Source organism: Streptomyces sp. NPDC007157 (assembly GCF_040634235.1).
Lineage (GTDB): Bacteria > Actinomycetota > Actinomycetes > Streptomycetales > Streptomycetaceae > Streptomyces.
On sequence record NZ_JBEYFE010000016.1, the window covers coordinates 55192 to 78063 of the forward strand.

Annotated in this window: 24 protein-coding genes and 1 pseudogene; 15 read left to right on the top strand and 10 right to left on the bottom strand. The window is 71.2% G+C overall.

Features of this window, described 5'->3' with window-relative positions:
* From ABZ642_RS27085 to ABZ642_RS27095, 3 genes are read left to right on the top strand one after another with little or no spacing between them, the layout of a single operon-like run.
* Complete coding sequence (locus ABZ642_RS27085) at positions 1–1704, top strand: cytochrome c biogenesis protein ResB (RefSeq protein WP_360489044.1); 1704 nt, start codon at positions 1–3, stop codon at positions 1702–1704.
* Entirely contained in the window at positions 1701–2795 is a 1095-nt protein-coding gene (ccsB, locus tag ABZ642_RS27090) for a c-type cytochrome biogenesis protein CcsB (protein ID WP_360489045.1), read from the top strand. Before ABZ642_RS27085 ends, ccsB begins: the two co-directional genes overlap by 4 nt.
* A gap of 25 nt (positions 2796–2820) precedes the next feature.
* Entirely contained in the window at positions 2821–3171 is a 351-nt protein-coding gene (locus ABZ642_RS27095; protein ID WP_360489046.1) for an SRPBCC family protein, read from the top strand.
* Between the two features lie 4 nt (positions 3172–3175).
* On the opposite strand, the gene ABZ642_RS27100 is transcribed toward ABZ642_RS27095, so the two are convergent.
* The 4 genes from ABZ642_RS27100 to ABZ642_RS27115 form a co-directional block, all read right to left on the bottom strand.
* The gene (locus ABZ642_RS27100; RefSeq protein ID WP_360489047.1) at positions 3176–4723 is read right to left on the bottom strand and encodes a hypothetical protein; all 1548 of its coding nucleotides are present in this window, start codon (positions 4721–4723) and stop codon (positions 3176–3178) included.
* On the bottom strand, positions 4723–6810 hold the full coding sequence (locus ABZ642_RS27105; protein WP_360489048.1) for a hypothetical protein: 2088 nt from the start codon (positions 6808–6810) through the stop codon (positions 4723–4725). The genes ABZ642_RS27100 and ABZ642_RS27105 overlap by 1 nt, the downstream gene beginning before the upstream one ends.
* Positions 6811–7002: 192 nt before the next feature.
* The gene (locus ABZ642_RS27110; RefSeq protein ID WP_360489049.1) at positions 7003–7989 is read right to left on the bottom strand and encodes a 2-oxoglutarate and iron-dependent oxygenase domain-containing protein; all 987 of its coding nucleotides are present in this window, start codon (positions 7987–7989) and stop codon (positions 7003–7005) included.
* Positions 7982–8434, bottom strand: a complete 453-nt coding sequence (locus ABZ642_RS27115; RefSeq protein ID WP_360489050.1) for a nucleoside deaminase — start codon at positions 8432–8434, stop codon at positions 7982–7984. Before ABZ642_RS27115 ends, ABZ642_RS27110 begins: the two co-directional genes overlap by 8 nt.
* 111 nt (positions 8435–8545) lie before the next feature.
* Between ABZ642_RS27115 and ABZ642_RS27120 the strand changes: the two genes are divergently transcribed.
* From ABZ642_RS27120 to gcvH, 3 genes are all read left to right on the top strand, one after another.
* Positions 8546–9946, top strand: a complete 1401-nt coding sequence (locus ABZ642_RS27120) for a PucR family transcriptional regulator (RefSeq protein WP_360489051.1) — start codon at positions 8546–8548, stop codon at positions 9944–9946.
* A gap of 92 nt (positions 9947–10038) precedes the next feature.
* Positions 10039–11040: a CorA family divalent cation transporter gene (locus ABZ642_RS27125; RefSeq protein ID WP_360489052.1), complete on the top strand. Its 1002-nt coding sequence runs from the start codon at positions 10039–10041 to the stop codon at positions 11038–11040.
* A gap of 99 nt (positions 11041–11139) precedes the next feature.
* A complete protein-coding gene (gene gcvH, locus ABZ642_RS27130; protein ID WP_360489053.1) occupies positions 11140–11523 on the top strand; it encodes a glycine cleavage system protein GcvH in 384 nt (127 codons plus the stop codon).
* Between the two features lie 23 nt (positions 11524–11546).
* Here the strand turns inward: gcvH and ABZ642_RS27135 are convergent, their stop codons facing one another.
* The 3 genes from ABZ642_RS27135 to ABZ642_RS27145 all read right to left on the bottom strand — a co-directional run bounded on the left by ABZ642_RS27135 (position 11547) and on the right by ABZ642_RS27145 (position 14088).
* The gene (locus ABZ642_RS27135; RefSeq protein ID WP_360489054.1) at positions 11547–12944 is read right to left on the bottom strand and encodes a cytosine permease; all 1398 of its coding nucleotides are present in this window, start codon (positions 12942–12944) and stop codon (positions 11547–11549) included.
* A gap of 145 nt (positions 12945–13089) precedes the next feature.
* Complete coding sequence (locus ABZ642_RS27140; protein WP_360489055.1) at positions 13090–13332, bottom strand: chaplin; 243 nt, start codon at positions 13330–13332, stop codon at positions 13090–13092.
* 105 nt (positions 13333–13437) lie between these two features.
* Positions 13438–14088: an NAD(P)H-dependent oxidoreductase gene (locus ABZ642_RS27145; protein ID WP_360489056.1), complete on the bottom strand. Its 651-nt coding sequence runs from the start codon at positions 14086–14088 to the stop codon at positions 13438–13440.
* 133 nt (positions 14089–14221) lie between these two features.
* Between ABZ642_RS27145 and ABZ642_RS27150 the strand changes: the two genes are divergently transcribed.
* Positions 14222–14575 carry a helix-turn-helix domain-containing protein gene (locus tag ABZ642_RS27150; RefSeq protein WP_360489057.1) on the top strand — a complete coding sequence of 118 codons (354 nt, stop codon included), beginning with the start codon at positions 14222–14224 and terminating at the stop codon, positions 14573–14575.
* 6 nt (positions 14576–14581) lie between these two features.
* Here ABZ642_RS27150 and ABZ642_RS27155 read toward each other — a convergent pair whose 3' ends face one another.
* The gene (locus ABZ642_RS27155) at positions 14582–15220 is read right to left on the bottom strand and encodes a hypothetical protein (protein ID WP_360489058.1); all 639 of its coding nucleotides are present in this window, start codon (positions 15218–15220) and stop codon (positions 14582–14584) included.
* 115 nt (positions 15221–15335) lie between these two features.
* Between ABZ642_RS27155 and ABZ642_RS27160 the strand changes: the two genes are divergently transcribed.
* Positions 15336–16250, top strand: a complete 915-nt coding sequence (locus ABZ642_RS27160; protein ID WP_360489059.1) for a helix-turn-helix transcriptional regulator — start codon at positions 15336–15338, stop codon at positions 16248–16250.
* Positions 16219–16323 (top strand): annotated as a pseudogene (locus tag ABZ642_RS27165) (DUF397 domain-containing protein); the annotation flags it as partial. The gene ABZ642_RS27160 and the pseudogene ABZ642_RS27165, both read left to right, overlap by 32 nt.
* An 18-nt stretch (positions 16324–16341) precedes the next feature.
* Here ABZ642_RS27165 and ABZ642_RS27170 read toward each other — a convergent pair.
* On the bottom strand, positions 16342–16608 hold the full coding sequence (locus ABZ642_RS27170; RefSeq protein WP_360489060.1) for a PLD nuclease N-terminal domain-containing protein: 267 nt from the start codon (positions 16606–16608) through the stop codon (positions 16342–16344).
* A gap of 80 nt (positions 16609–16688) precedes the next feature.
* Here ABZ642_RS27170 and ABZ642_RS27175 point away from each other — a divergent pair, with 80 nt between their 5' ends.
* Positions 16689–17195 carry a DUF3515 family protein gene (locus ABZ642_RS27175; protein WP_360489061.1) on the top strand — a complete coding sequence of 169 codons (507 nt, stop codon included), beginning with the start codon at positions 16689–16691 and terminating at the stop codon, positions 17193–17195.
* Here the strand turns inward: ABZ642_RS27175 and ABZ642_RS27180 are convergent, their stop codons facing one another.
* Entirely contained in the window at positions 17196–17756 is a 561-nt protein-coding gene (locus ABZ642_RS27180) for a TlpA disulfide reductase family protein (RefSeq protein ID WP_360489062.1), read from the bottom strand.
* Positions 17757–17832: 76 nt separating this feature from the next.
* Between ABZ642_RS27180 and ABZ642_RS27185 the strand changes: the two genes are divergently transcribed.
* From ABZ642_RS27185 to mqnE, 5 genes are all read left to right on the top strand, one after another.
* Positions 17833–19284 carry a menaquinone biosynthesis decarboxylase gene (locus tag ABZ642_RS27185; protein ID WP_360489063.1) on the top strand — a complete coding sequence of 484 codons (1452 nt, stop codon included), beginning with the start codon at positions 17833–17835 and terminating at the stop codon, positions 19282–19284.
* Positions 19281–20183, top strand: a complete 903-nt coding sequence (gene mqnP, locus ABZ642_RS27190; RefSeq protein ID WP_360489064.1) for a menaquinone biosynthesis prenyltransferase MqnP — start codon at positions 19281–19283, stop codon at positions 20181–20183. The genes ABZ642_RS27185 and mqnP overlap by 4 nt, the downstream gene beginning before the upstream one ends.
* An 85-nt stretch (positions 20184–20268) precedes the next feature.
* Entirely contained in the window at positions 20269–20913 is a 645-nt protein-coding gene (locus ABZ642_RS27195; RefSeq protein WP_360489065.1) for a UbiX family flavin prenyltransferase, read from the top strand.
* Between the two features lie 90 nt (positions 20914–21003).
* Positions 21004–21459, top strand: coding sequence for an Lrp/AsnC family transcriptional regulator (locus ABZ642_RS27200; RefSeq protein ID WP_073901832.1), 456 nt, complete (start codon positions 21004–21006; stop codon positions 21457–21459).
* Between the two features lie 42 nt (positions 21460–21501).
* Positions 21502–22665 carry an aminofutalosine synthase MqnE gene (gene mqnE / locus ABZ642_RS27205; RefSeq protein WP_093499805.1) on the top strand — a complete coding sequence of 388 codons (1164 nt, stop codon included), beginning with the start codon at positions 21502–21504 and terminating at the stop codon, positions 22663–22665.
* Positions 22666–22872: the final 207 nt, after the last annotated feature.

The window sequence follows — 22872 nt, forward strand, 5'->3', positions numbered from 1 at the left end:
ATGAGTACGACTTCCAGGAACGCCTCCGACGATCAGGAACTCGGCGCGGCCGGCTCGCAGCTGTCCACCGCGCCCTCCCAGGACGAGCCGCCGATCGTGCCCGGCATCGGGGTCATCGGCTGGGCCCGCTGGTTCTGGCGGCAGCTGACCTCCATGCGGGTCGCGCTGCTCCTGCTCCTGCTGCTGTCGCTGGGCGCGATCCCCGGGTCGCTGATCCCGCAGTCCGGCGCCGATATCTCCAAGGTCGACGACTTCCGTAAGGCCCACAAGACGCTGTCGCCGGTCTACGACAGGCTCGGCCTCTTCCACGTCTACAGCTCGGTGTGGTTCTCGGCGATCTACATCCTGCTGTTCGTCTCGCTCGTCGGCTGCATCATCCCGCGCGCCTGGCAGTTCGTGGGCCAGCTGCGTGGCCGTCCGCCGGGCGCCCCGAAGCGGCTGAACCGCCTCCCGGCGTACACCACCTGGCGGACCACGGCGGAGCCCGAGGAGGTCCGTGCGGCGGCGCTGAAGCTGCTGAAGAAGCGGCGCTTCCGTGCCCACCCGGTCGAGGACGCGGTCGCCGCCGAGAAGGGCTACGTCCGCGAGTTCGGCAACCTCGCCTTCCACATCGCGCTGATCGTGCTGCTGATCGCGTTCGCCTCCGGCCAGATGTACAAGTCGGACGGCACCAAGCTGGTCGTCGAGGGCGACGGGTTCGCCAACTCGATCCTCCAGTACGACGACTTCAAGTCCGGCTCCCTGTTCACCACCGACGACCTGGTGCCGTTCAGCTTCGACCTGAAGAACTTCCACGCCAGCTACCAGACCAGCGGCCCCAGCAAGGGCACGCCGGTCACGTTCAGCGCGGACATCGACTACAGCCAGGGCGCCTACGGCAAGCCGAAGCGGACCACCATCAAGGTGAACGAGCCGCTGCACATCGACGACGCCAAGGTCTACCTCGTCAGCCACGGCTACGCCCCCGTCATCACGGTCCGCGACGGCAAGGGCAACGTGGTCTACCACGACGCCGTGCCGCTGCTCCCGCTCGACGCCAACGTCACCTCCCAGGGCGTGGTCAAGGTGATGGACGGCTACAAGAACGCCCAGGGCCTCAGTGAGCAGCTCGGCATCTCGGCGTTCTTCCTGCCGACCTACGGCGGCGGCTCCTCGGTCCTGTCCACGTTCCCGGCGCTGGAGAACCCGGTGCTGAACCTGACCCCCTACCACGGTGACCTCGGCGTCGACTCGGGCATCCCGCAGAGCGTCTACCAGCTGGACAAGACCCATATGAAGGAGTTCAAGGACTCCAAGGGGCAGCAGCTGCGCGACAACCTCAAGCCCGGGCAGACCATGCAGCTGCCGAACGGCGCCGGTTCCGTGACGTTCGAGAAGGACGTCAAGGAATGGGCCGGCTTCGAGATCGTCCAGGAACCCGGCAGTGGCTGGGCGCTGGGCGGTGCCCTCACCGCGATCTTCGGTCTCGCCGCCTCGCTGTTCATCCAGCGCCGCCGTGTCTGGGTGCGGGCCGTGCCGGGCCCGGACGGCGTCACCGTCGTCGAGATGGCCGGCCTCGGCCGCAGCGAGTCGGCGAAGGTGCCCGAGGAGCTGGGCGACCTCGCGGGAATCCTCTACGACCAGGCGCCGGGGGCTCCAGACCCCGACGAAGACGACCGTTCCGCAGAATCCCCCGTACCTGCCGAAGGGGCTGAGAAGCGATGACTTCCGCCGCCGCAACCACGCTCGCCGCGACCAACGAGCATCTCGCGAGCATGAGCAACACGCTCATCTACTCCTCGATGGCCGTCTACACGTTGGCCTTCTTCGCCTACATCTTCGAGTGGCTGCTGGGCAGCCGCAGCCGGGTCGCCCGGACCGCCAACGCGCTCACCACCGAGGGCGCGGCGAAGAAGGCGCCGGCGGTCACGGTCAAGAAGGCCGGCGGCACCGCCGTACTGGAACGCCCGAAGATCGTGGTGCGCTCCGCGGCCGGCTCGCGTGACGTGCCGGACGGTCCCGGTGCCCACGGCGGCGACGAGCAGGGCGACCTCTACGGCCGGATCGCGATCTCCCTCACGGTCCTCGCCTTCCTGGTGGAGCTCGCCGGTGTGATCACCCGGGCGGCCTCCGTGCAGCGGGCGCCGTGGGGGAACATGTACGAGTTCAACATCACGTTCTCCACGGTCGCCGTCGCCATCTACCTCTCGCTGCTGGCCCTGAAGAAGAACGTCCGCTGGATGGGCCTCTTCCTCATCACCACGGTCCTGCTCGACCTCGGGCTCGCGGTCACCGTCCTCTACACGGCGAGCGAGCCGCTGGTCCCGGCCCTGCACTCGTACTGGCTGTACATCCACGTCTCCACCGCCATCTTCTGCGGCGCGGTCTTCTACGTCGGCGCGGTCGCCACGATCCTCTACCTCTTCAAGGACTCCTACGAGAACAAGCTGGAGACCGGCGGCACCCCCGGCCGCTTCGCCGCCTCGGTCCTGGAGCGCCTGCCGGCATCGGCCTCGCTGGACAAGTTCGCCTACCGCGTCAACGCGGCGGTCTTCCCGCTCTGGACCTTCACGATCATCGCGGGCGCGATCTGGGCGGGCAGTGCCTGGGGCCGCTACTGGAACTGGGACCCCAAGGAGACCTGGTCCTTCATCACCTGGGTCGCCTACGCCTGCTACCTGCACGCCCGGGCCACCGCGGGATGGAAGGGCCGCAAGGCCGCCTACCTGGCGATGCTCGCCTTCGGCTGCTGGCTGTTCAACTACTACGGCGTCAACATCTTCGTCACCGGCAAGCACTCCTACGCGGGCGTGTGAGCCGCCGAGGGGCGACACTGATGCCATGGCCGTCCTTCAGCTGCTGATACGACTGCCGAGGCCCATGGGCCAGGTCTGGCCGAGCCTCTCCACCCCGGAGGGCCTGGCCGCCTGGCTCGCCCCGGTCGACGTCCTGCAACCGAGACATGGCGGCACGGTCACCCTCGGTGAGCTGGGCACGGGCAGGGTGACGGCCTGGGACGTCGACCGGATCGCCGAGTACACGGTGGCCCCCGGCGGCCGAATCCGCTTCCACCTGGAACCGGACGGCGAGTCCGGCACGGCCCTGCGCTTCACCCACGAGTCCGAGGGAGAGGCGACGACGGAACAGGCCTGGCGGACCCGTTTCGAACGCCTGACCGATCTGCTGTCCTAGCCGCCTACGACGGCGGCAGGCACTCCGCCCCCGGCGGCTTCCCCTCCGGCCACGCGATCGTCACGAACCGCGACCCGCCCTCCGGCCGCAGCTCCACCACCGGCACCGCCTTGTCGTACGGATTCCCGTGCGCGTCCAGGCAGATCCACCCGCTCGCCCCGTCCACCCGCAACGACCCCTTCACCTGAGGCCACTGCAACCCCACGTCGGCGAGCGTCGGCACCGACTTCCCCTCCGGCACCGCCTCGCGAATGCCGTGCACCGCGAGCCGCGTCGCGTCGTACGCGATGATCAGCTGCCCGTCCTCCAGGGCCACCGACCCGATCGGCCCCACCGGGGACTTCTCCGCGCTCTTCAGCAGCCGTGTCAGCGCCGCCATGTCCGCCGCCGAACCGCCCGTCCTCGGGCTGCCCTTGTCCCATGCGTCCGGATGGGCGAGGGCGGTGTACCGGACCGAGAGATTGTGCCGGAGCGCGTCCCGGTCCAGGTCCTTCTCGCCGGTGAGGTACGACCCCTCGTCCCCGGTCAGTACCGTGAACCTCCGGTCCTGGCAGCCCCGTCCGCCCAGCGCGTTGATGAACTGCCGCAGCTGCGTGTGCCGGCCGGCGAACAGGATCGTGTCGGTCGACCGCGAGGTGTCGCAGATCAGGTTGGTGATCTGCCGGAACGTGTTCGCGGTCGTCCCCTCCTCGCTGCGGTCGGCCGGCGGTGTGAACGGCTGGGGCTCGTAGGGCGAGCCCTTGATCAGCGCGGCGAACGACGTCTGGAGCGTCCGCGTGTAGGGGTCGCCCGGCTTGTCGTAGACCAGCAGCGCCCGGCCCGCACCGACCCTGGCGAAGGAGGCGAGCGCCCGGGCCTCGTCGGTGTTGGTCGGGGACACCCGCGCCAGACCGGGGTAGGGGTCCTTGCCGCCCTGTCCGTTGGCGAGGTCGTCGGCGGTGATCGACGAGCCCACGACGGGGATCCCCAGCCGGGTCAGCTCCTTGACGGCCTTCTTGTTGTCGTCGGTGCTCTGCCCGACCCCGGCCACCGCCCGCAGCCGGTCCGTGGAGCCGGTCATCCGGGCCAGCTGTGCGACCATCTCCTGCCAGTACTGGCTGGTCGCGCCGGGGTTGGCCAGCACCAGCCGGATCGCCGGAGCCTCCCCGTTGGAGTCGTGGTTGGCCTGGTACTGGGCCAGGTAGGCGCCCTGGAGCTCGTGCTGGATGTCGGCGAGGCTCGCCGCCGCCGTCGCGGTGTACGGCAGCATCACCGCCACCGTCACATAACGCCCGGGTCTGAGGCGGGCGTTCTCCCGGGCGATCGCCCGGACCGTGGCCCGCAGCTGCGGGTGCCCGAAGTCGAACGCCGTCGTCGCCACGCCCACGCACTCGTCGCTGTCCTCGGGCCGGGCCACCCCCGGCGCGCAGGACCGGTCGTCGTGAACGGCCGCCCGCACCCCGATCACCAGGCCGGCGATCAGCCCCGCCGTGACCAGCAGGGCGAGATAGCGGCGCAGCGGGATCTCCCAGACGCCTTCGCGCAACCGTGTGCCCATGCCCCGCCGCGCCATCACGCCACCCCGCTCCGCTCGTCGTCGCCCTCTTCGTCCTCCGGGTCGGCGGGCGGACGGCCCGCCAGCGCGGCCGCGGGCCAGTCCCGGGAGGCCCGCCACAGCAGCGCGTTGCCGGCCGGGCGCAGGTTGGACAGCTGCTCCAGCTCGAAGCGGAGCCGGTCGCCGACCTTCGGGTCGGGCAGCACCAGTGGATCGGTCAGATGCCACACCGCGTGCAGCAGCCGCCGGACGCGCAGATGCAGGACGGGATCCACGCCCTCCGGCACCGACTGTCCGGCGTCCGTGCGGCCCAGCGCCACCGCCGCCCGCCGGTCGCCGTGCCCGGCGAAGTCGCGGCCCTCGGCGTCGTGGGCGTGGAAGTAGGGCGCCGAGGCGACGAACCGCAGGGTCCCCAGCCAGGCGCGGGTGTCCAGGACCGGGAAGGTGTCGCGGAGGTGGGCGACCGCCGACTCGGAGCGGCCCAGGGCCAGTTGGTGGTGGAGCCGGTAGCGGGCCTGCCCGTCCGGGCGGTCCTGCGTGTAGTAGGCGACCAGCGTCTCGTGGGCGGTGCGCCAGCCGCCGTGGTCGGGGTCGCGCAGATGCAGCCGGAGCAGCAGCAGGGTCCGCACGAAGGGATCGCCGACGAACTGCCCGGGCACCACCGGCAGCCCCTCCCCGGCCAGCCGGCTCTGCAACGCCCGTACGTCCGCCGGACCGAAGTCGTCCGGGAGCAGCGCGGCGGCCAGGGCGCACGCCGAGTCGTGGTCGTGCGCGGCGGCGAGCACGGTCAGTTCGTCGAGCCGGTCCTGCGGGACCAGCCGGTCCAGGAGTTCGCGGTAGACCGGGGCGGTGGGTCCGTCTTCCGTGAGGCCCACCTCGGCGGTGAGCAGGTCGCCCAGTGCGCCGGCCCGGTCCGGGTGCTGGGCCGCGGCCTCCGCGAGCACGGCGATGCCCAGCGGGTTCCCGCCGGTCAGCCGGTGCACGGCGTGCGGGAGCTGGGGTGCGGCCGGGGTGGCGACGAGGTGCAGGGTGTCGTCGGGGGAGAGCGGCGGTAACGCCACCAGCAGCGCCCGCGAGGACGGTACGGCCGCGTCCGGTGTCCACTCGGTGCGCCGGGCGACCTCGGCGAGCTCCCGTCGTACGCCGTTGCGCAGCAGCTCCCGGCCGTCGCCGCGCAGCCCGGCGACGAACGCCACCTGGTCGGCGACCCCGTCGGCGCGGTCGCGCAGTACGGCGTCCAGCAGGCCCGGACCCGGCCCGGTCCCCGCGTCGTCGATGAGCACCAGCGGGCGGCCGAGCCGCTGCATCCGGGGCAGTACCCCGCTGTACGCCTCGGTCAGGTCGGCCAGCAGGGCCCGTACGAGATAGCGCTCGGCGTGCTCCCGTGAGGTGCCGCCGGCCCGGAAGTGCCCGGACAGCAGGATCAGTCCGCGCTGTGCGTGGCCGCCCGCGTTGGGGTACGTGCGGTACCAGACCGACGCCTTCTGGTGCCGGCGGCTGGCGAAGCCCTCCGCGATCGACTCCAGGGTGGCCTCGATGGCGCCGGATACCAGCGGTCCGGTGCCGGTGGCGGCGGCGACCACCTTCGCGGCCACCTTCCCGGCCCACCGCCCGGCGAACCCGCTGATCCAGGAGCCGCTCTCGTTCAGCAGCAGGATCCGCTCCACCTCGCGCCGGATCCGCTCCGAGTCGGCGTCGCCCCAGCCCCCGGCGGCCACCGCGACCAGCCCGGACATGAGGCGCGGGAAGGTGATCCGGCCGGCTCCCGTCACCGGTTCGGCGAGCTGCTCGGCGACGACCAGCAGGGCCTGCGCGACCGGCGACCAGGACTCGGCGGGCCGCTCCGCGGGCGGCGCCGTGAACTGCGCCTCCGCGCAGTCGACGAGCGCGACCGGAGTGTGCCCCTTGTAGGCGTCCCGCAACTCGCCGAGCACCGCGCTCTTGCCGAGCCCCCGGGCCCCGGTCAGCACCACGAACGGCAGCTCGCCGGGGTGTTCGAGGGGAAGGGCACGGTGCTGGTGCGGCCGTAACCCGACGATCCTCGGTATGAGCCCGGCCGGCTCCGCATCGAACAGCGCCCCACGCCCGTGCAACCGTCTGTGCAAGGCAGTCCCCCTTCAACGCAAGTGTAGGAAGAGGCAGTTGCTTCGGGCCAGACCGAGTGATGTCCGTATGGTTACGAAACCGGCACCGGGAGTGACACCGCCGGCCGTGATGGTGGTCGGCCGTGGCGGTGGTCGGTCGGCCGTGATAGTGGCCGGTCGGCCGTGACGGTGGCCGGTCGATCGCGACGGTGGTCAGGCGACCGTGATGGAGTCCAGCTTCTCCCGCAGGTAGACGTGCGAGTCGACCGGCGGGTACGCCACCCGGCCGACCGGCGCCGGGACCGACTCGACGACCGTGCCCGGGGTGCACTCGCCGAAGTAGACCAGGGACATCAGCTCCTCGTTCGGCGCGTCCGTGGGCGGCGGCAGCACCCGGTGCCGCCCGGACCGCCACCGGTCGCCGGTCCAACGGGCCATCAGGTCACCGATGTTGATGGTGAAGGCGGCCGGGTCGAACGGCGCGTCCTCCCATCCGCCCTCGTCGGTGTACACCTGGAGCCCGCCCTTGCCCGCCTGCCGGTCCAGGATGGTCACCGTTCCGAAGTCGGTGTGCGGCCCGATCCGGAACTGCCCCGGTTCGGGCTCGCCGACGACCTCGGTCCCCGGATACCAGTTGATGTTGAAGCCGTACGTCGGATGGCCCATGTGCCGGGAGAAGAAGTCCCGTCGGAGCCCGAGTGCGTACCCCAGCAGCTCCAGCAGCGTCTTCTCCAGCTCGCCCATCCTCTCCAGGTACTCCTCGCAGACCGCCCGCAGCTCCGGCACCTCGGCCGGCCACACGTTGGGCGCGTACCACTCCGCGTTGGTCACCGGGTCCTCGAAGGGCTCGTGGGTCGCGAAGGTCAGCGACTCCTTGAGGTCGGGCGGGGTCTCGGTGCCCTCCGAGTAGCCGTTGGCCTCCGCGCCGGGCCCGAGCCAGCCACGCCCGCCGACCTTCGCCGTGTAGGCCGCCTTCACCTCGGCCGGCAGCGCGAAGAAGGCCCGCGCGGCCGCCCGTACGGCGTCGCGCAGCTCGCTGTCGACCCCGTGCCCGGTGACGAGCAGGAAACCGGCGGTCCGCAGGGCCGCGTCGACGGTCCGGGCGACCTCCCGCCGGGTGTCCTCGTCGCCGTCGAGCCAGGGCCGCAGATCGACGGTGGGGATACGGGGTCCGGGGCCGGTGCTGGTCGTGTCACTCATCGCCGATGTCCTCGTTCCACAGGGCCGGATGGTTCTTGATGAAGGCGCGCATCACGTCGACGCACTCCGGGTCGTCCAGCAGGACGATCTCCACGCCGTGCTCGGCGAGCCAGTCGTGGCCGCCGTGGAAGGTGGTCGCCTCGCCGATCACGACCCGGGAGATGCCGAACTGGCGGACCAGACCCGAGCAGTACCAGCACGGCGACAGGGTCGTCACCATGGTGGTGCCCCGGTACGACCGCTGCCGTCCCGCCGCGCGGAAGGCGGCGGTCTCGGCGTGCAGGGACGGATCGCCGTCCTGCACCCGCCGGTTGTGGCCGCGGCCGAGCAGGGCGCCGTCGGCGCCGTAGAGGGCGGCGCCGATCGGGATGCCCCCCTCGGCGAGCCCGGCGCGGGCCTCGGCGACGGCGGTGGCGAGCCAGGTCCGTGCTTGCAGCTGATCCATGTCTTCACTCTCCTGTGGCCGAAACACGAGGGCAACGTGCGGAAAGTACCCTCCGGGCAACCCGCGGCAGGACGAAATGTCAGCGCCCGTGCCCGTCCCCTGGAGGTCCCCGTGCCCGCACTCACCCTCCGCGAAGTCCTGGCCCTCGACCCGGTGCGGGCGGCCGGCCCCGAACTGCTCGCCGGCGCGGACGCCCTGGACCGGCCGGTCCGCTGGGTGCACTCCAGCGAGGTCTACGAGGGCGCCAACTTCCTCGACGGCGGCGAACTGCTGCTCACCAACGGCTTCGGGCTGACCGACGTCGGCGACGAGGTCCGCCGCCGTTACGTCCGTGAGCTGGCCGCGCGCGGTGCGGCCGGGCTCGCGGTGGAGGTCGGCCGGTCGCTGCCGAGCATGCCGCCCGAGGTGACCGACGAGGCCCGCGCCCGCGGCCTGCCCCTGCTGGCCCTGCACCGGGTGGTGCCCTTCGTACGGATCACGGAGGCCGCCAACCGGGCGATCGTCGCGCGCGGACTGTCCGGGCGGGCGGTGGTGCGGCCCTGGGGCGACGATCACACGGCGGCCCTGCTGGCCGACCTGGCCGACCGGGCCGCGCTGAACCAGCCGGAGGTGGAGGCCCGCTCGGCGCTCGCCGGGTTCCATCCGGGGCCCGGGGCGCGGCTGATCGGGGTGTCGGTGCACGGGACGCGGGAGACCGGGGCCGTGGACCGGGCGGTGCGGCTGCTGGGCGGTGCGGGGTCGATGCGGGCGGCGTTCCCCGGTGACGTACTCGCGCTGGTCGCACTGCCGGGCGCCGGCGGCCGGGCGGGCGTGAGCCGGAGCGGTGCGGGTGCGGGCGTCGGCCGGGGCGGTGCGGGTGCGGGCGGGAGTCGGGGTGGCACGGGTGCGGGCGTGAGCCGGAGCGGTTCGGGGGCGGGGGCGGGCGTCGGCGCGGGGCTCGGCTCTCGCGACCCCGTGCGCGCGGTCCAGGAGGTCTTTCGCACGGTCGCCGGCGCCGGGCTCACCGTCGCCGTCGGGCACGCCGTCGACGCGGGCGGCGGCTGGCTGCACTGGAGTGAGACGCTGCGCGCGGCCCGCACCACCCTCGAACTGGCGCTGACCGTGCCGCCCGCGGAACCGGCCCCGGCGCAGGGCCCGTTGGTGACCTCCGCCCGCGCCCTCGCCCTGGAACGGGAGCTGACCCGGGGCGGGATCGCCGCCAACCGCGAACGCCTCACCGCCCTCGTCCTGCACACCCTCGGCCCGCTGCTGGCCTGGGAGGCCGCCCACGCCAGCGACCTGGTCCGCACCCTGGAGGTGCACCTCCGCCATGGCTGCTCCCCGACCCGCACGGCCGCCCTCCTGCACATCGGCCGCCAGTCCCTCTACCAGCGCCTGGAACGCATCGAGAGCCTCCTCGACCTGGAGATAGACGACCCCGATCTGCTGGGCGAACTGCTGACGGCGGCCTGCGCGCACCGGGTGGTACGGGGGACGGCGGTCGCGGTGGGCGGGCTGCGCACGGTGGCCTGAGCGAGCCGGGCCCTCACCCGTTGGTGGCCGCCCCGCCCGGCATCCGGGCGCTTCCGAGTGCGCGGACCGGGGACCGCACGGACGCTGGGACCGTGGCTGACGGGATCAGCGGTGAGGTGATGATCGTAACGAGGGTGTCGGTGCCGGACGGGGGCACGACGCGCATCTCCGTGCCGGAGGCCCGTCGGCGGCTCGCCGGGGACCCGTTCCTGATCCTCGGGGTCCAACTGCCGCAGGAGGCCGACCCGGCGCAGGAGTCGGTGGCCCGGCGGCTCGGTCTGGACGACGAGGACCTGGACTGGTTCGGCGTGCCGGACGAGTCGGCGCGGGCCGAGTTCCTGGGGGACGTCGCGGGTTTCGTCGTACCCGTGGTCGTCGACGACCGGGTCACCCACGTGCACGCCCTGGCCGGCGAACGCTTCCTGGTGGCCGCCCACTGGGGCCGGCCCGTCCTCGCGCCGGGCCTGAGGGCGCAGCTGCGCCGGGAGCGGCCCCATGACGCGGTGGCCACCCTGTTCCTGCTGCTCCAGGAGGCGCTGGCGACGTTCCGCCGTGCCACGGTGGACGCGCTGCTCCAGGTGGAGGAGCTGGAGGACGCCATGTTCGAGGACCGGCACCCCGAGCAGATCTACCTGCTGTCCCAGCTGCGCCGCCGTGCCGCCCTCCTGCACCACTCGCTGCTGCCCTACCTCCAGGCGGTCGACGAGGTGGTCACCCGCCGGATGATGAGCAGCGACTTCCCGGCCGAACGGCAGCGCCTCGCCCAGGAGTTCGCTCGCGCGGCCCGCCTGGTCCGCACGGACATCGAGTCCCTCCAGGACGCCGCGCGCCGCGCCCTGGCCAGCTACTCGTCCCTGGTCGCGGGCGAACAGAACGGCGTGATCAACCGGCTGGCCATCGTGTCGGTGATCTTCCTGCCGCTGTCGTTCCTGACCGGGTTCTTCGGCATGAACTTCACCTTCCTGACGGACCGGCTGGAGACCCGGGACGAGTTCTGGCTGCTCGCCGTGGGCCTCCAGCTGGTCGCCCTGGCCGGGGCCGTCTACGTGCTGCACCGCACCCGTGCCTGGCGGCGGCTGCGGGACGACGACTAGAGCGGGCGGACCGTCACCCGGGTGGGGTAACCGTGTAGTTACGCCGGGTGGTGCGGGTGGCAGGCTGATGGCGCCGACCGAACTCGAAGGAGCCGCCGCATGTACCCGTCAGATCTCAAGTACACCCGGGAACACGAATGGATCCGCATGAACGGCGGCACCGCCGAGATCGGGATCACCGAGTGGGCTCAGAAGCAGCTCGGTGACATCGTGTTCGTGGAGGTGCCGGTGGTGGGCCGGACGGTCGATGCGCAGGACGAGTTCGGCACCGTGGAGTCCGTCAAGGCGGTGTCCGCGCTCTACATGCCGGTGGGCGGCAAGGTGACCGCGATGAACGAGGCCCTGGGCGACGAACCCGAGCTGCTCAACACCGAGCCGCACGACGCGTGGGTGATCAGGATCGAGGTCTCCGACAAGAAGGCTCTCGACGGCCTGATGAGCGCCGAGCAGTACGAGAAGTACCTCAAGTCGGAGAGCGAGTAGCGCTCCCGGTCACCCGGGCCGGGTCACGGCGTCCGCCGGACCCGGCTCCGCAGCGCCGCGTACAGCAGGGCGCTCACCGCGAAGCCGACCACCGGCGTGATGTCGCCGAAGGCGGGGTGGTGCTCGGGGACCCAGCCCACGTAGTCCTCCTGGTTGGAGAAGAGCGGGACGGAGACCGCGACGCCGATCAACAGGGACGCCAGCCCCGGCCAGTTGGCGAAGGAGCGGTCGGTCAGCCGGGCGGCGAGCTGCTCGTCGGTCGCGGTACGGCCCTGGAGCCACCGCTCGACCAGGACGACCCCCAGCCAGGGCGCCACCCAGTACGCGATGACCAGCAGGAACGCCTCGTACGCCGCCCCCGCGTCGTCCAGCGAGGCCCAGGCCGCCGCCGTACCGGCGATGCCCGACACCACGACGAGCGCGCTGCGGCTCAGCCAGGTGGGGAGCTTCAGGCCGAAGGAGGCGATGGAGATCGCCCCGGAGTACACGTTGAGGGCGTTCGCCGAGACTCCGCCGAGCATGATGGCGAGCAGGACGAGGTCGCCGAGCCAGCCGGGCAGGTGACCGGTGAAGGCCGCCGTCGGGGTGGCGTCCTTCGGGGCGATGATCGTGGCCGAGGCGGCACCGACGACGGCGACGATCGAGACCGACACGAACAGGCCCAGCGCCGGGTAGACGACCGTCCTGACCTTGTTCGCCGTGCGCGGCAGGTAGCGCGAGTAGTCCGTGGCGTACGGGTTCCAGCCGGCCGCGTACCCCCAGGCCGCGCTGAACGCGAGCAGGAAGCCGCCGACACCGCCGCCCGAGCCGCCCCCGCCGAGGTCCGCGTCCTTGAAGGTCCACACCCCGGCCAGCAGGAAGATCACCGCGAGGGCCGGGAACGCGTACTTCTCGAAGGTGTGCACGAAGTTGTGGCCGATGAACCCGATCAGGATCTCCGCGACCACGACGAGGAGCAGGGAGGGAAGCGGTCGTAGTCCGGTCAGCGTGTTCAGGGCGAAGGCCGCGCTCACGCTGTTCACCGCGAACCAGCCGACGCCCGCGAGCAGGCCGTTGGCGGCGGAGGGGAGGATGTTGCCGAGGTAGCCGAAGGAGAAGCGGCCGACCACCATCTGCGGGACGCCGAACCGTGGCCCGTCCAGGGACAGCACGCCCTGGGTGACCGCGCCGATCGCGGTGCCCAGCAGGATCGCGGCGGTGGCCGTCCAGAAGTCCAGGCCGAAGAAGAGGACCGCGATCACGCCGATGTAGACGGTCGCGAACTCGATGTTGGGGGAGGCCCAGGTCCACAGGAGCTGGAGCGGGCCGCCGTGGCGTTCGGCGTCGGGGATCGGTTCCGAGCCCGCCGCCTCCACGGCGATGACCCGGTCGCCGTACTCGGGCGCGATACTGGTGGTGGAACCGGCGGGAGCAGTCGTCATACGAGGTAAGTGTCGGGTTCGCGCCCGGTCCGGCCCAGGGGCGCATTGTCCGTCTCGGACGGCTCACCGGCGTACAACCTGCACGCATGCGGAAGCTTCCGGAGGCGGGTCGGTCCTCCGGAAGCTTCCGCGGGCAGCGCTCCGGTCAGCCGTTGGTGCAGGCGTTGGCGGCCGCCGGGTTGAGCAGGCCGATCACGCTGATGCTGTCGCCGCACAGGTTGACCGGGATGCTGACCGGCACCTCGACGACGTTGCCCGACAGCACGCCCGGGCTGTTGGCCGCGGAGCCGGTGGCGTCGGCACCGTTGTCGGCGAAGGCGGCGGTGGTGCCGCCGAGGACGAGGGCGGTGGCGAGGGCGCCGGTGGCGGCGATGGCTCGGATGCGCATGAAGGCCTCCTGGTAGCGGGGTGCGAACGCGTCCATCACAACCGGCCGCCACCGGGCCCGCATCCGGAGCTGGGCCGATCGGCGCAACCCGCTCCGCCGGGGGCGCTACGCGGCGAGACGTCCGGCCAGGTCCTTCGCCTTGTCGGCCGCCTCCTGGAGGGCGCGGTCGCGGGAGGCCTCGTAGAGCGGCACGAGCTCGGCCATGGCCGGGTTCTGCGGAGCCATCGTCAGTTCCGGCACGATGAAGTCGACTTCGAGGCCGAGACCGTCGGCCAGGACCGCCCTCAGGTAGTTCTGCACGTACTCGAACGGCTCCCGCGGGGTGCCCGGCGCGTACGAACCGCCGCGGCTGGCCACGACGGTGACCGGGGTGCCCTTGGCGGAGGGGTTCTCGCCCATCGTGCGGTTGAACAGGACCACGTTGTCCAGCCACGCCTTGAGCGTCGACGGGATCGTGAAGTTGTACATCGGCGCGCCTATGAGGATCGCGTCCGCCCGCTCCAGCTCCTCGATCAGCTGCACACGGTCGGCGAAGGCCGCCGCCTGCTCGGGGGAGTGCGCGGCGGGGTCGACGAAGCCGGCGCTGTGGGAGGCCGCGGTGATGTGCGGCACCGGGTTCGCCGCCAGGTCGCGGTAGATCACCGTGCCGTCGGGGTGCTGCTCCTGCCATGCCGCGCGGAAGGCCTCCGTGACGGCACGGGAGGCGGACGCCTCGCCCGGCATGAGCGACGAGTCGATGTGGAGAAGGGTGGCCATGGGTGTCTCCAGACACAGGGGTAGCGAGCCCGGCGCGAGACGCGATGGGCTGAGAATTCGTACTCAGCTATAGATAACACAGGTGCTTACTTTTTTTCAGCCCCGTCCCGTGATGGACCTGTACTCTGATTCCATGGCGGTGGACCAGGTGCACGACCCGGAGCAGTGCAAAGGCGTGGACGTCGGCATCACGCGCGTCTTCCAGGTGCTGGGAAAGCGCTGGAACGGCCCGATCCTGTCCGTCCTGATGGACCAGGCGACGCACTTCGCCAACCTGCGCCGCGCCATCCCCGGCATCAGCGAACGCATGCTCTCCGACCGGCTCACCGAACTCGGCGCCGCGGGACTCGTCGTGCGCGAGGTCGACGAGGGTCCGCCGCTGCGGGTCTCCTACCGCCTGACCGCGGCGGGCGCCGCGCTGGAGCCCTCGCTGAAGGAACTCGGCGAGTGGGCGAAGGAACACCTGCCCGACGATTCGCCCTGCTGACCCCGGTCAGGGCCGCGCGCCCTCCGGCTCCAGCACCGCGTAGTCCGTGAAGCTGCGGCGGTAGCGCAGGTGCCGGGTGTCCCGGGTGTGCCGGCGCTGCCACTCCTCCACCGCCTCCGGGGACCCGCAAGGCCCCGACGCCGCCCCGCAGTCCCTCTCCTCCCCGGAGACGCAGTACGCCTCGTACTCCGGCTCGGCGGTGTCGTCCTGCGTGATCAGGTACGGCACGAAGCGGAAGAAACGACGGGGTCGCGTCCCCCAGTGGTCCCGGCGCAGATGCCTGCGCAGTAGCACGTCGGCGTCGGTCGCCGCGCTGGCGTCGGACCGGGCCGCCGCCTGCTCCCGCTTCCCGGCGAACTCCGCGCAGGCGGCGCAGCCGGGGACCGGCTCCGGCGCCGGGGAGTCCATGACCGGGTAAGTGAGTGCGGTGGACCGCCGATTGGCGGCCCGCACCTCCGCGCTGAGCCGCTCCTCCGCGGTCGCCGGCCGGATCGACTCCGGCCGCGCCTCCCACTCCCGGCCGCCGCCGAGCGGTCGTACCAGGGCGTAGGGACCCGCGTCGCCGCGGTACTCGCCGACCCTGTCCGTACGGGAGTCGTAGACGACCGTTCCCGTTTCGATCCCGCTTTCGATGTGCTCAGTCATGTGCGCTCCGACGCCACTTCGTGACTCTGTGTGTATCGAGCGTGGCGGACGGGAACGGTCGGTAGCAATGCCGGGCGCGTGCCACCGGCACCTGTCACAGAGGGGGCCGGACACGGTGACCACCAACGCGGAGTTCTTCGGGGAGCTGTTACGGCACTACCGCGAGGAGGCGCTCCTCACCCAGGACGCGCTGGCCAGGCAGATCCCCTGCGACCGGTCACTGGTGGCGCGGGTGGAGGCCGGGACCCGGGTGCCGTCGGACTCCTTCGCGAAGAAGTGCGACGAAGTGCTCGGCACGGGTGGGGTGTTGGGGCGGTTGTGGGGGCGGGTGGACTGGTATCCGCAGGTGGAGCATCCGGATTGGTTCGCGCGCCGGGTGGAGATGGAGGAGAAGGCTGTTGCGCTGTACGAGTACCAGTCCATGGTCGTGCCGGGTTTGTTGCAGACACCGGATTACGTGCGGGCGCTGCTCTCGCGGCGAGCTGGTGGTGAACTGCTCGAAAACCGGGTCAGGGCCCGACTGAGTCGACAGCCGCGCTACCTCGCCGAAGGCGGACCCGCGTACATCGCCGTGCTGGATGAGACCTGTCTGCGCCACGGGGTGGGGAGTCCCGTCGTGATGCGGGATCAGTGCGCACACCTGCTGAAGGTGGGGCAACTCCCCAACATCCGCATCCAGGTCGCTCCGATCGGGCACTTCGATTTCCACCGCCCCAACCAGCCGATGTCGCTTCTCGTGTTGCCCGACGGCGAACGCTGGATCTATTCGGAGTCGCTGAGCCGCGGCTACTTCAACAACGATCCAGACGCCTACGCCGAGATGAGCCGAATCTATGATGTGCTCAGGGCGGACATCCTGTCGGCTCGGGAATCGGCCGCTTTGATCAGTGACTTGATGGAGGGGTACGGCGACCATGAACCAGCAGCAGCTGAGCGCGGCGACCTGGATCAAGAGCAGCTACAGCGGCGACGACGCCGGCAACTGCCTCGAACTCGCCCCCGAGTTCACCTCCGTCGTCCCCGTCCGTGACAGCAAGGCCCCCGACGGCCCGGTCCTGTTCCTCGGTCGCGCCGCATGGGACGTTTTCGTCGCGTCGGTGTAGCGGCTTCCACGCGTCCGGTCAGTCGGTGCGCGGATCCTCCGGCTTCAGGGACTTCAGGAACTCCGGGTTGTCGTCCGGGGCGACCCACCGCTCCCGGGGCTGCCGTGACCTGCCCGCGATCAGCCAGGCCACCGGGCCGACCAGCACCTCGCCGAAGAGCAGGATGACCAGCACCCACACCAGTTTCGGCAGGGCACGGACCTCGTCCTCGGGGGTGTTCAGGCAGTCCACGAAGGCGTAGATCCACAGCGCGAGGACCAGCAGAATAGGCAGATACCTGAGCATGGCGGCCAGAGTAGCGGGTGGCCGACGTCCGGCGCCGGGGCCGTGGGCATGATGGGTCCCCTCGATTCGGAGGGGGATCCGTGACGGTGCGTGGGTGGTCTCGCAGGGGACGGGTGGCGGCCGGGGTGGCCGCGGCCGGGCTGGTGGCCGGTGCCGGACTGGTGGCGTACGAGCTGGACTCCCCGGTGTTCGGCCTGGCGCAGGCGCCGCTGGCGAAGGGCCCGGCGTGCGCGCGGCTCGCCGACCGCTACCCCGACCGGCTCGACGGCGTCGGCCGCGACCCGGTCACCTTCGAGGGCCTCGCGGTCTGGGGCCACGGCGCGGTGGAGCTGCGCTGCGGCCTCACCCCGCCCGGCCCGACGACGGACGCGTGCGTCAGCGTGGACGGTGTGGACTGGGTGTGGCGGGAGCGGGCGGGGGGCCGTACCGGGGACCGCAAGTACCTGGTCACCTACGGCCGCAGCCCGGCCGTGGAGGTCTCGATCGCGGACTCGGTGACCCGCCCGGACGCGGTGCTGCTGGACCTCAGCCACCTGGTGGCGCCCGTCAGGGCGAGCGCCAAGTGCCTTGACAGCAACGGTGACTAGTCACGTCTTCTCGGCCAGCAGCGGCCGGACGATCGTGCGCACGTCCGCCGCCGTGAGGGGGCTCAGGTACTTTGCGGCGATCTTCCCGTCGCGGTCGATGAAGAGGGTGTACGGCAGCGCCTGCGGCGCGTAGCCCCGGGGCAGCCGGAGCAGCTTGCGGCTGCCGGGGTCGTGCAGACTCGGGTAGACCAGCCCGTGCGCGCGCTCGAACGACCGCCCCTTGTCCCGCCGGGCGTCCGTGTCCACCCCGAACACCTGGACCCCCTTGGCCGCCAACTCCTGCTGAGCTTTGGACAGTTCGGGGGCCTCCGCCCGGCAGGGCCCGCACCAGGACGCCCACACGTTCAGCACGACGACCTTGCCCCGGTAGTCGGCGAGCCGTACCGCCCTGCCGTCCAGGCCGCTGCCCGACAGGTCGGGGGCCGCCGCGCGGTCGGCGGCCGGCACACGGGTCAGCACGGAGACCGGCGAGCCGCCGGTGTCCTGACGCGGCGCGCAGGCGGCGAGCACGAGCAGCAGTGCGAGCAGCGGTAACCGGCGTATCCGGCGGCGGACGATCATGGCCGACGAGTATCGCAGGGGGTATCGCAGGGGGCGGTGACCGGGCCCGGGCCCCGGGTGGCCGATACTGGGACGCATGGCTTACGACGATCTTCGCTCCCTGCTCCGGGCACTGGAGCGCGAGGGAGACCTCAAGCGTGTCAAGGCCGAGGTCGACCCGTATCTGGAGGTCGGGGAGATCGTCGACCGGGTGCAGAAGGCGGGCGGACCGGCGCTGCTCTTCGAGAACGTGCGCGGCTCCAGCATGCCCCTCGCCATGAACGTCTTCGGCACCGACCGGCGCCTGCTCAAGGCCCTCGGCCTGAAGTCGTACGGCGAGATCTCCGAGAAGATCGGCGGGCTGCTGCGCCCCGAACTCCCGCACGGCTTCGTCGGTGTGCGTGAGGCGTTCGGGAAGCTCGGCGCGATGGCCCACGTACCGCCGAAGAAGGTCAAGGAAGCGCCGGTCCAGGAGGTCGTCCTGCACGGCGACGACGTCGACCTGGACCAGCTGCCGGCCCTGTTCACCTGGCCGCAGGACGGCGGCTCCTTCTTCAACCTGGGCCTGACCCACACCAGGGACCCGGAGTCCGGCATCCGCAACCTGGGCCTGTACCGGCTCCAGCGGCACGACCGGAACACCATCGGCATGCACTGGCAGATCCACAAGGACAGCCGCAACCACTACCAGGTGGCGGCCCGCAGGGGCGAGCGGCTGCCCGTCGCGATCGCCTTCGGCTGCCCGCCCGCCGTCACCTACGCCTCCACCGCCCCGCTCCCCGGTGACATCGACGAGTACCTGTTCGCCGGGTTCATCGCGGGCCGGCGGATCGAGATGGTCGACTGCAAGACGGTCCCGCTCCAGGTCCCGGCCAACGCCGAGGTCGTCCTGGAGGGCTGGCTGGAGCCGGGGCAGATGCTCCCCGAGGGCCCGTTCGGCGACCACACCGGCTTCTACACCCCGCAGGAGCCGTTCCCGGCGCTGACCATCGACTGCGTGACGATGCGGAAGCGCCCGCTCCTCCAGTCGATCGTCGTCGGCCGCCCCCCGACGGAGGACGGCCCCCTCGGCCGCGCCACCGAGCGGTTCTTCCTGCCCCTCCTGAAGATCATCGTCCCGGACATCGTGGACTACCACCTCCCCGAGACCGGCGGTTTCCACAACTGTGCGATCGTCTCGATCGACAAGAAGTACCCGAAGCACGCGCAGAAGGTCATGCACGCGATCTGGGGGGCGCACATGATGTCCCTCACCAAGCTGATCGTGGTCGTCGACTCCGACTGTGACGTCCACGACCTGCACGAGGTCGCCTGGCGAGCCCTCGGCAACACCGACTACGCCCGTGACCTCACGGTCGTGGAAGGCCCCGTCGACCATCTCGACCACGCCTCCTACCAGCAGTTCTGGGGCGGCAAGGCGGGCATCGACGCGACGAAGAAGTGGCCCGAGGAGGGTTACACCAGGGACGGGGGCTGGCCGGACATGGTCCTGTCGGACCCGGATACGGCGGCGACGGTCGACCGCCGCTGGAAGGAGTACGGACTGTGAGCTCCGCTTCCGCAGCGCTCCCGCAGCCGGGACGCACGAAAGCCTTCCTCCGTCTGGTGATGATCGAGCACTCGGTCTTCGCCCTGCCCTTCGCGTACATCGCCGCGCTGACCGCGATGTTCGAGTGGGACAAGAACATCCACTGGGCGCGGCTGCTCCTGGTCACGATCTGCATGGTCGGCCTGCGGACCTTCGCGATGGCCGTGAACCGGATCATCGACCGCGAGATCGACGCCCGGAACCCGCGCACGGCCCACCGTGAGCTGGTCACCGGCGCGATGAGCGTGAAGCACGCCTGGACCGGCGCGCTGATCGCGGTGGTGGTCTTCCTCGGCGCCGCGGCCCTCCTCAACCCGCTCTGCCTGGCCCTCGCCCCCGTCGCGGTGATCCCGATGGTGGTCTACCCCTACGGCAAGCGGTTCACGAACTTCCCGCAGGCCATCCTGGGTCTCGCCCAGGCCATGGGCCCGATCGGCGGCTGGCTGGCGATCACCGGCGAGTGGTCCTGGGACGCGGTGATCCTCGGCCTCGCGGTCGGCGTCTGGATCGGCGGCTTCGACCTGATCTACGCCTGCCAGGACGTGACGACCGACCGCGAGATCGGCGTCAGGTCGGTCCCGGCCCGCTTCGGCATCCCGGCCGCGATCTGGGGCGCCCGCGCCTGTCACCTGGTCACGACGGCCCTGTTCGTCTGGTACGCCGTGGCGACGGACGCGGGCGGGTTCTTCTGGCTGGGCCTGGTGATCGTCGCCGGCGCCTTCGCCTACGAGCACTCCATCGTCCGCCCGCACGACCTCTCCCGCCTCAACCGTGCCTTCTTCAGCGTCAACGGGTTCATCGGCATTGCCCTCTTCGTGTGCGCCCTGCTGGACCTGCTGGTCCGGGGCCTGACGGTCTGAGTACGGTCGGCCACCGCGGCCCCGTCCTGAACTCGGTCGGGCGCGCCGGTACGCTCAAGGTGTGAACGCAGGAGAAACACAGCGCGTGCCTTGGATCGTGGGGGTGTCCGGGGCGTCCGGTACGCCCTACGCGGCCGCTGTGCTGCGTGCGCTGCTGGACGCGGGCGAGAGCGTGGACCTGGTGGTCAGCCGGGCGTCGCGGCTCACCCTGCTGGACGAGACCGGGATCTCCTTCCGGGACGCGCACTGGCAGGACGACCTGGGGGAGTGGCTGGCCCGGGGGGCCGACGGCAAGCCGGGGACCTTCCAGGCGGACCTGGCGCGGGTGCGGTACTGGAACGCCGGGGACCTGGCCGCCGGGCCGTCCTCGGGGTCGTACCGGACCAAGGGCATGCTGATCGTGCCGGCGTCCACCGCCGCCGTCGCCGGGGTCGCGCTCGGGCTCTCCAAGGACCTGCTCCAGCGGGCGGCCAGTGTCAACCTGAAGGAGCGCCGGCCGCTCGTCGTCGCCGTCCGCGAGACCCCGCTGAACGGCCAGACGCTGCGTCACCTAGTCACCCTGGACGACCTGGGGGCGGTCGTCGTTCCCACCTCTCCGGCGTTCTACGCGGGCGCGACGCACATCCAGGACCTGGTGGACTTCGTCGCCGGGCGGGTGCTGGACGCGGCCGGTGTGGGGCACCGGCTGTACCGCCGCTGGGAGGGCGACCTCGGGGGCGGCAGCAGGTAGCAGGACCCGGAACCACCCGGCACCACCAGGCACCACCTCTGCAGTACCTCTCATCTACTTCGGGAACTTTCAGCGGAAGGCTTCGATCGCATGGACGCCGTGGACAGGCAGCTCATCCAGGCCCTGAGGGAGAACGGCCGGGCCTCGTACGCGGAGCTGGGGCGCCTCGTCGGACTGTCGGGACCCAGCGTCACCGACCGCATCAACCGGCTGGAGGCGGCCGGGGTCATCACCGGCTACCGCGCCACCGTGAACGCGGCCTCGCTCGGCCTCGGTGTCATCGCCCTGATCGGCATCTCCCTCTCCGACGCCGCCGACCACGAGGACGTGGCGCAGCGGCTGCGGGACCTGCCCGAGATCGAGGACTGCTGGTTCATCGCCGGCGACGACTCCTTCATGCTCAAGGTGCGCTCGACGGACGTCGACGGTCTGGAGAAGACCATCCGGCGGCTGTCCGGGACCAAGGGCGTCTCCCGGACCCGTACCACCATCGTGCTGTCCACGAAGTGGGAGAACCGGGTCGGGGAACTGCCCGAAGAGGTCTAGCCGTACGGTGGGGTGGTCGTGGTCGTGACGAAAGGTGTGGGCATGGATGTCGGGCTCAAGCGTGAGCTGGAGGAGAAGGTCAGGGCCGGTGAGCGGCTGACCCGCGAGGACGGCATCGCGCTGTACGAGTCGGACGACCTGGCCTGGCTGGGCGGCCTCGCCCACGAGGTGCGGACGCGGAAGAACGGTGACGTCGTCCACTTCAACGTCAACCGTCACCTCAACATGACCAACGTGTGCACCGCGTCCTGCGCGTACTGCTCGTTCCAGCGCAAGCCGGGCGAGAAGGACGCGTACACGATGCGCATCGAGGAGGCGGTGAAGCTCGCCAAGGCGATGGAGGGCGAGAACCTCACCGAGCTGCACATCGTCAACGGCCTGCACCCGAACCTGCCGTGGCGGTACTACCCGCGGTCGCTGCGGGAGCTGAAGGCGGCCCTCCCGGACGTCTCTCTCAAGGCCTTCACGGCCACCGAGATCCACCACTTCGAGACGATCAGCGGGCTGTCGGCCTCGGAGATCCTCGACGAGCTGATCGACGCGGGCCTGGAGTCGCTCACCGGCGGCGGCGCGGAGATCTTCGACTGGGAGGTCCGCCAGCACATCGTGGACCACCGCACCCACTGGGAGGACTGGTCCCGGATCCACCGGCTGGCGCACGAGAAGGGGCTCAAGACGCCCTGCACCATGCTCTACGGGCACATCGAGGAGCCGCGCCACCGGGTGGACCACGTGCTGCGGCTGCGCGAGCTGCAGGACGAGACGAACGGCTTCCAGGTCTTCATCCCGCTCCGCTACCAGCACGACTTCGTGGACATGAAGGACGGCAAGGTCCGCAACCGGCTCCAGGCGCGCACCCAGATGGCGACCGGCGCGGAGGCCCTCAAGACCTTCGCGGTCTCGCGTCTTCTCTTCGACAACGTGCCGCACGTCAAGGTCTTCTGGGTCATGCACGGCGTCCAGACGGCGCAGCTGGCGCTCCAGCACGGCGCCGACGACATGGACGGGTCGGTCGTCGAGTACAAGATCACCCATGACGCGGACAACTACGGCACGCCGAACAAGCTGACCCGCGAGGACCTGCTGGACCTCATCCGCGACGCGGGCTTCCGCCCGGTGGAGCGGAACACGCGGTACGAGATCATCCGCGAGTACGACGGGCCGGACCCGGCGCGCCGGGAGTCCCCGCAGCCGATGCGGGTCTGAGCGGGCCGCGGGGTGCGTTCTCGGGCGCGGGTGCGTCGTGGCTTGTCGCGCAGTTCCCCGCGCCCCTGAAGGGGCGCACTGCAGCCGGCCTTCTTTCAGGGGCGCGGGGAACTGCGCGATCAGCCCCCACGCACCCGCAGTCGACGACGCGCCCCGGTCCGCATGGTGAATAGTCGTCGCACCCGCCTCCATGTAATGGATAGCATC

Excerpts from the sequence above, each read along its gene's own strand:
- ABZ642_RS27085 (WP_360489044.1), top strand. The coding sequence starts at position 1 with ATGAGTACGACTTCCAGGAACGCCTCCGACGATCAGGAACTCGGCGCG.
- ccsB (WP_360489045.1), top strand. The coding sequence starts at position 1,701 with ATGACTTCCGCCGCCGCAACCACGCTCGCCGCGACCAACGAGCATCTC.
- ABZ642_RS27095 (WP_360489046.1), top strand. The coding sequence starts at position 2,821 with ATGGCCGTCCTTCAGCTGCTGATACGACTGCCGAGGCCCATGGGCCAG.
- ABZ642_RS27100 (WP_360489047.1), bottom strand. The coding sequence starts at position 4,723 with ATGGCGCGGCGGGGCATGGGCACACGGTTGCGCGAAGGCGTCTGGGAG.
- ABZ642_RS27110 (WP_360489049.1), bottom strand. The coding sequence starts at position 7,989 with ATGAGTGACACGACCAGCACCGGCCCCGGACCCCGTATCCCCACCGTC.
- ABZ642_RS27115 (WP_360489050.1), bottom strand. The coding sequence starts at position 8,434 with ATGGATCAGCTGCAAGCACGGACCTGGCTCGCCACCGCCGTCGCCGAG.
- gcvH (WP_360489053.1), top strand. The coding sequence starts at position 11,140 with ATGTACCCGTCAGATCTCAAGTACACCCGGGAACACGAATGGATCCGC.
- ABZ642_RS27135 (WP_360489054.1), bottom strand. The coding sequence starts at position 12,944 with ATGACGACTGCTCCCGCCGGTTCCACCACCAGTATCGCGCCCGAGTAC.
- ABZ642_RS27140 (WP_360489055.1), bottom strand. The coding sequence starts at position 13,332 with ATGCGCATCCGAGCCATCGCCGCCACCGGCGCCCTCGCCACCGCCCTC.
- ABZ642_RS27145 (WP_360489056.1), bottom strand. The coding sequence starts at position 14,088 with ATGGCCACCCTTCTCCACATCGACTCGTCGCTCATGCCGGGCGAGGCG.
- ABZ642_RS27150 (WP_360489057.1), top strand. The coding sequence starts at position 14,222 with ATGGCGGTGGACCAGGTGCACGACCCGGAGCAGTGCAAAGGCGTGGAC.
- ABZ642_RS27155 (WP_360489058.1), bottom strand. The coding sequence starts at position 15,220 with ATGACTGAGCACATCGAAAGCGGGATCGAAACGGGAACGGTCGTCTAC.
- ABZ642_RS27170 (WP_360489060.1), bottom strand. The coding sequence starts at position 16,608 with ATGCTCAGGTATCTGCCTATTCTGCTGGTCCTCGCGCTGTGGATCTAC.
- ABZ642_RS27180 (WP_360489062.1), bottom strand. The coding sequence starts at position 17,756 with ATGATCGTCCGCCGCCGGATACGCCGGTTACCGCTGCTCGCACTGCTG.
- ABZ642_RS27185 (WP_360489063.1), top strand. The coding sequence starts at position 17,833 with ATGGCTTACGACGATCTTCGCTCCCTGCTCCGGGCACTGGAGCGCGAG.
- ABZ642_RS27200 (WP_073901832.1), top strand. The coding sequence starts at position 21,004 with ATGGACGCCGTGGACAGGCAGCTCATCCAGGCCCTGAGGGAGAACGGC.
- mqnE (WP_093499805.1), top strand. The coding sequence starts at position 21,502 with ATGGATGTCGGGCTCAAGCGTGAGCTGGAGGAGAAGGTCAGGGCCGGT.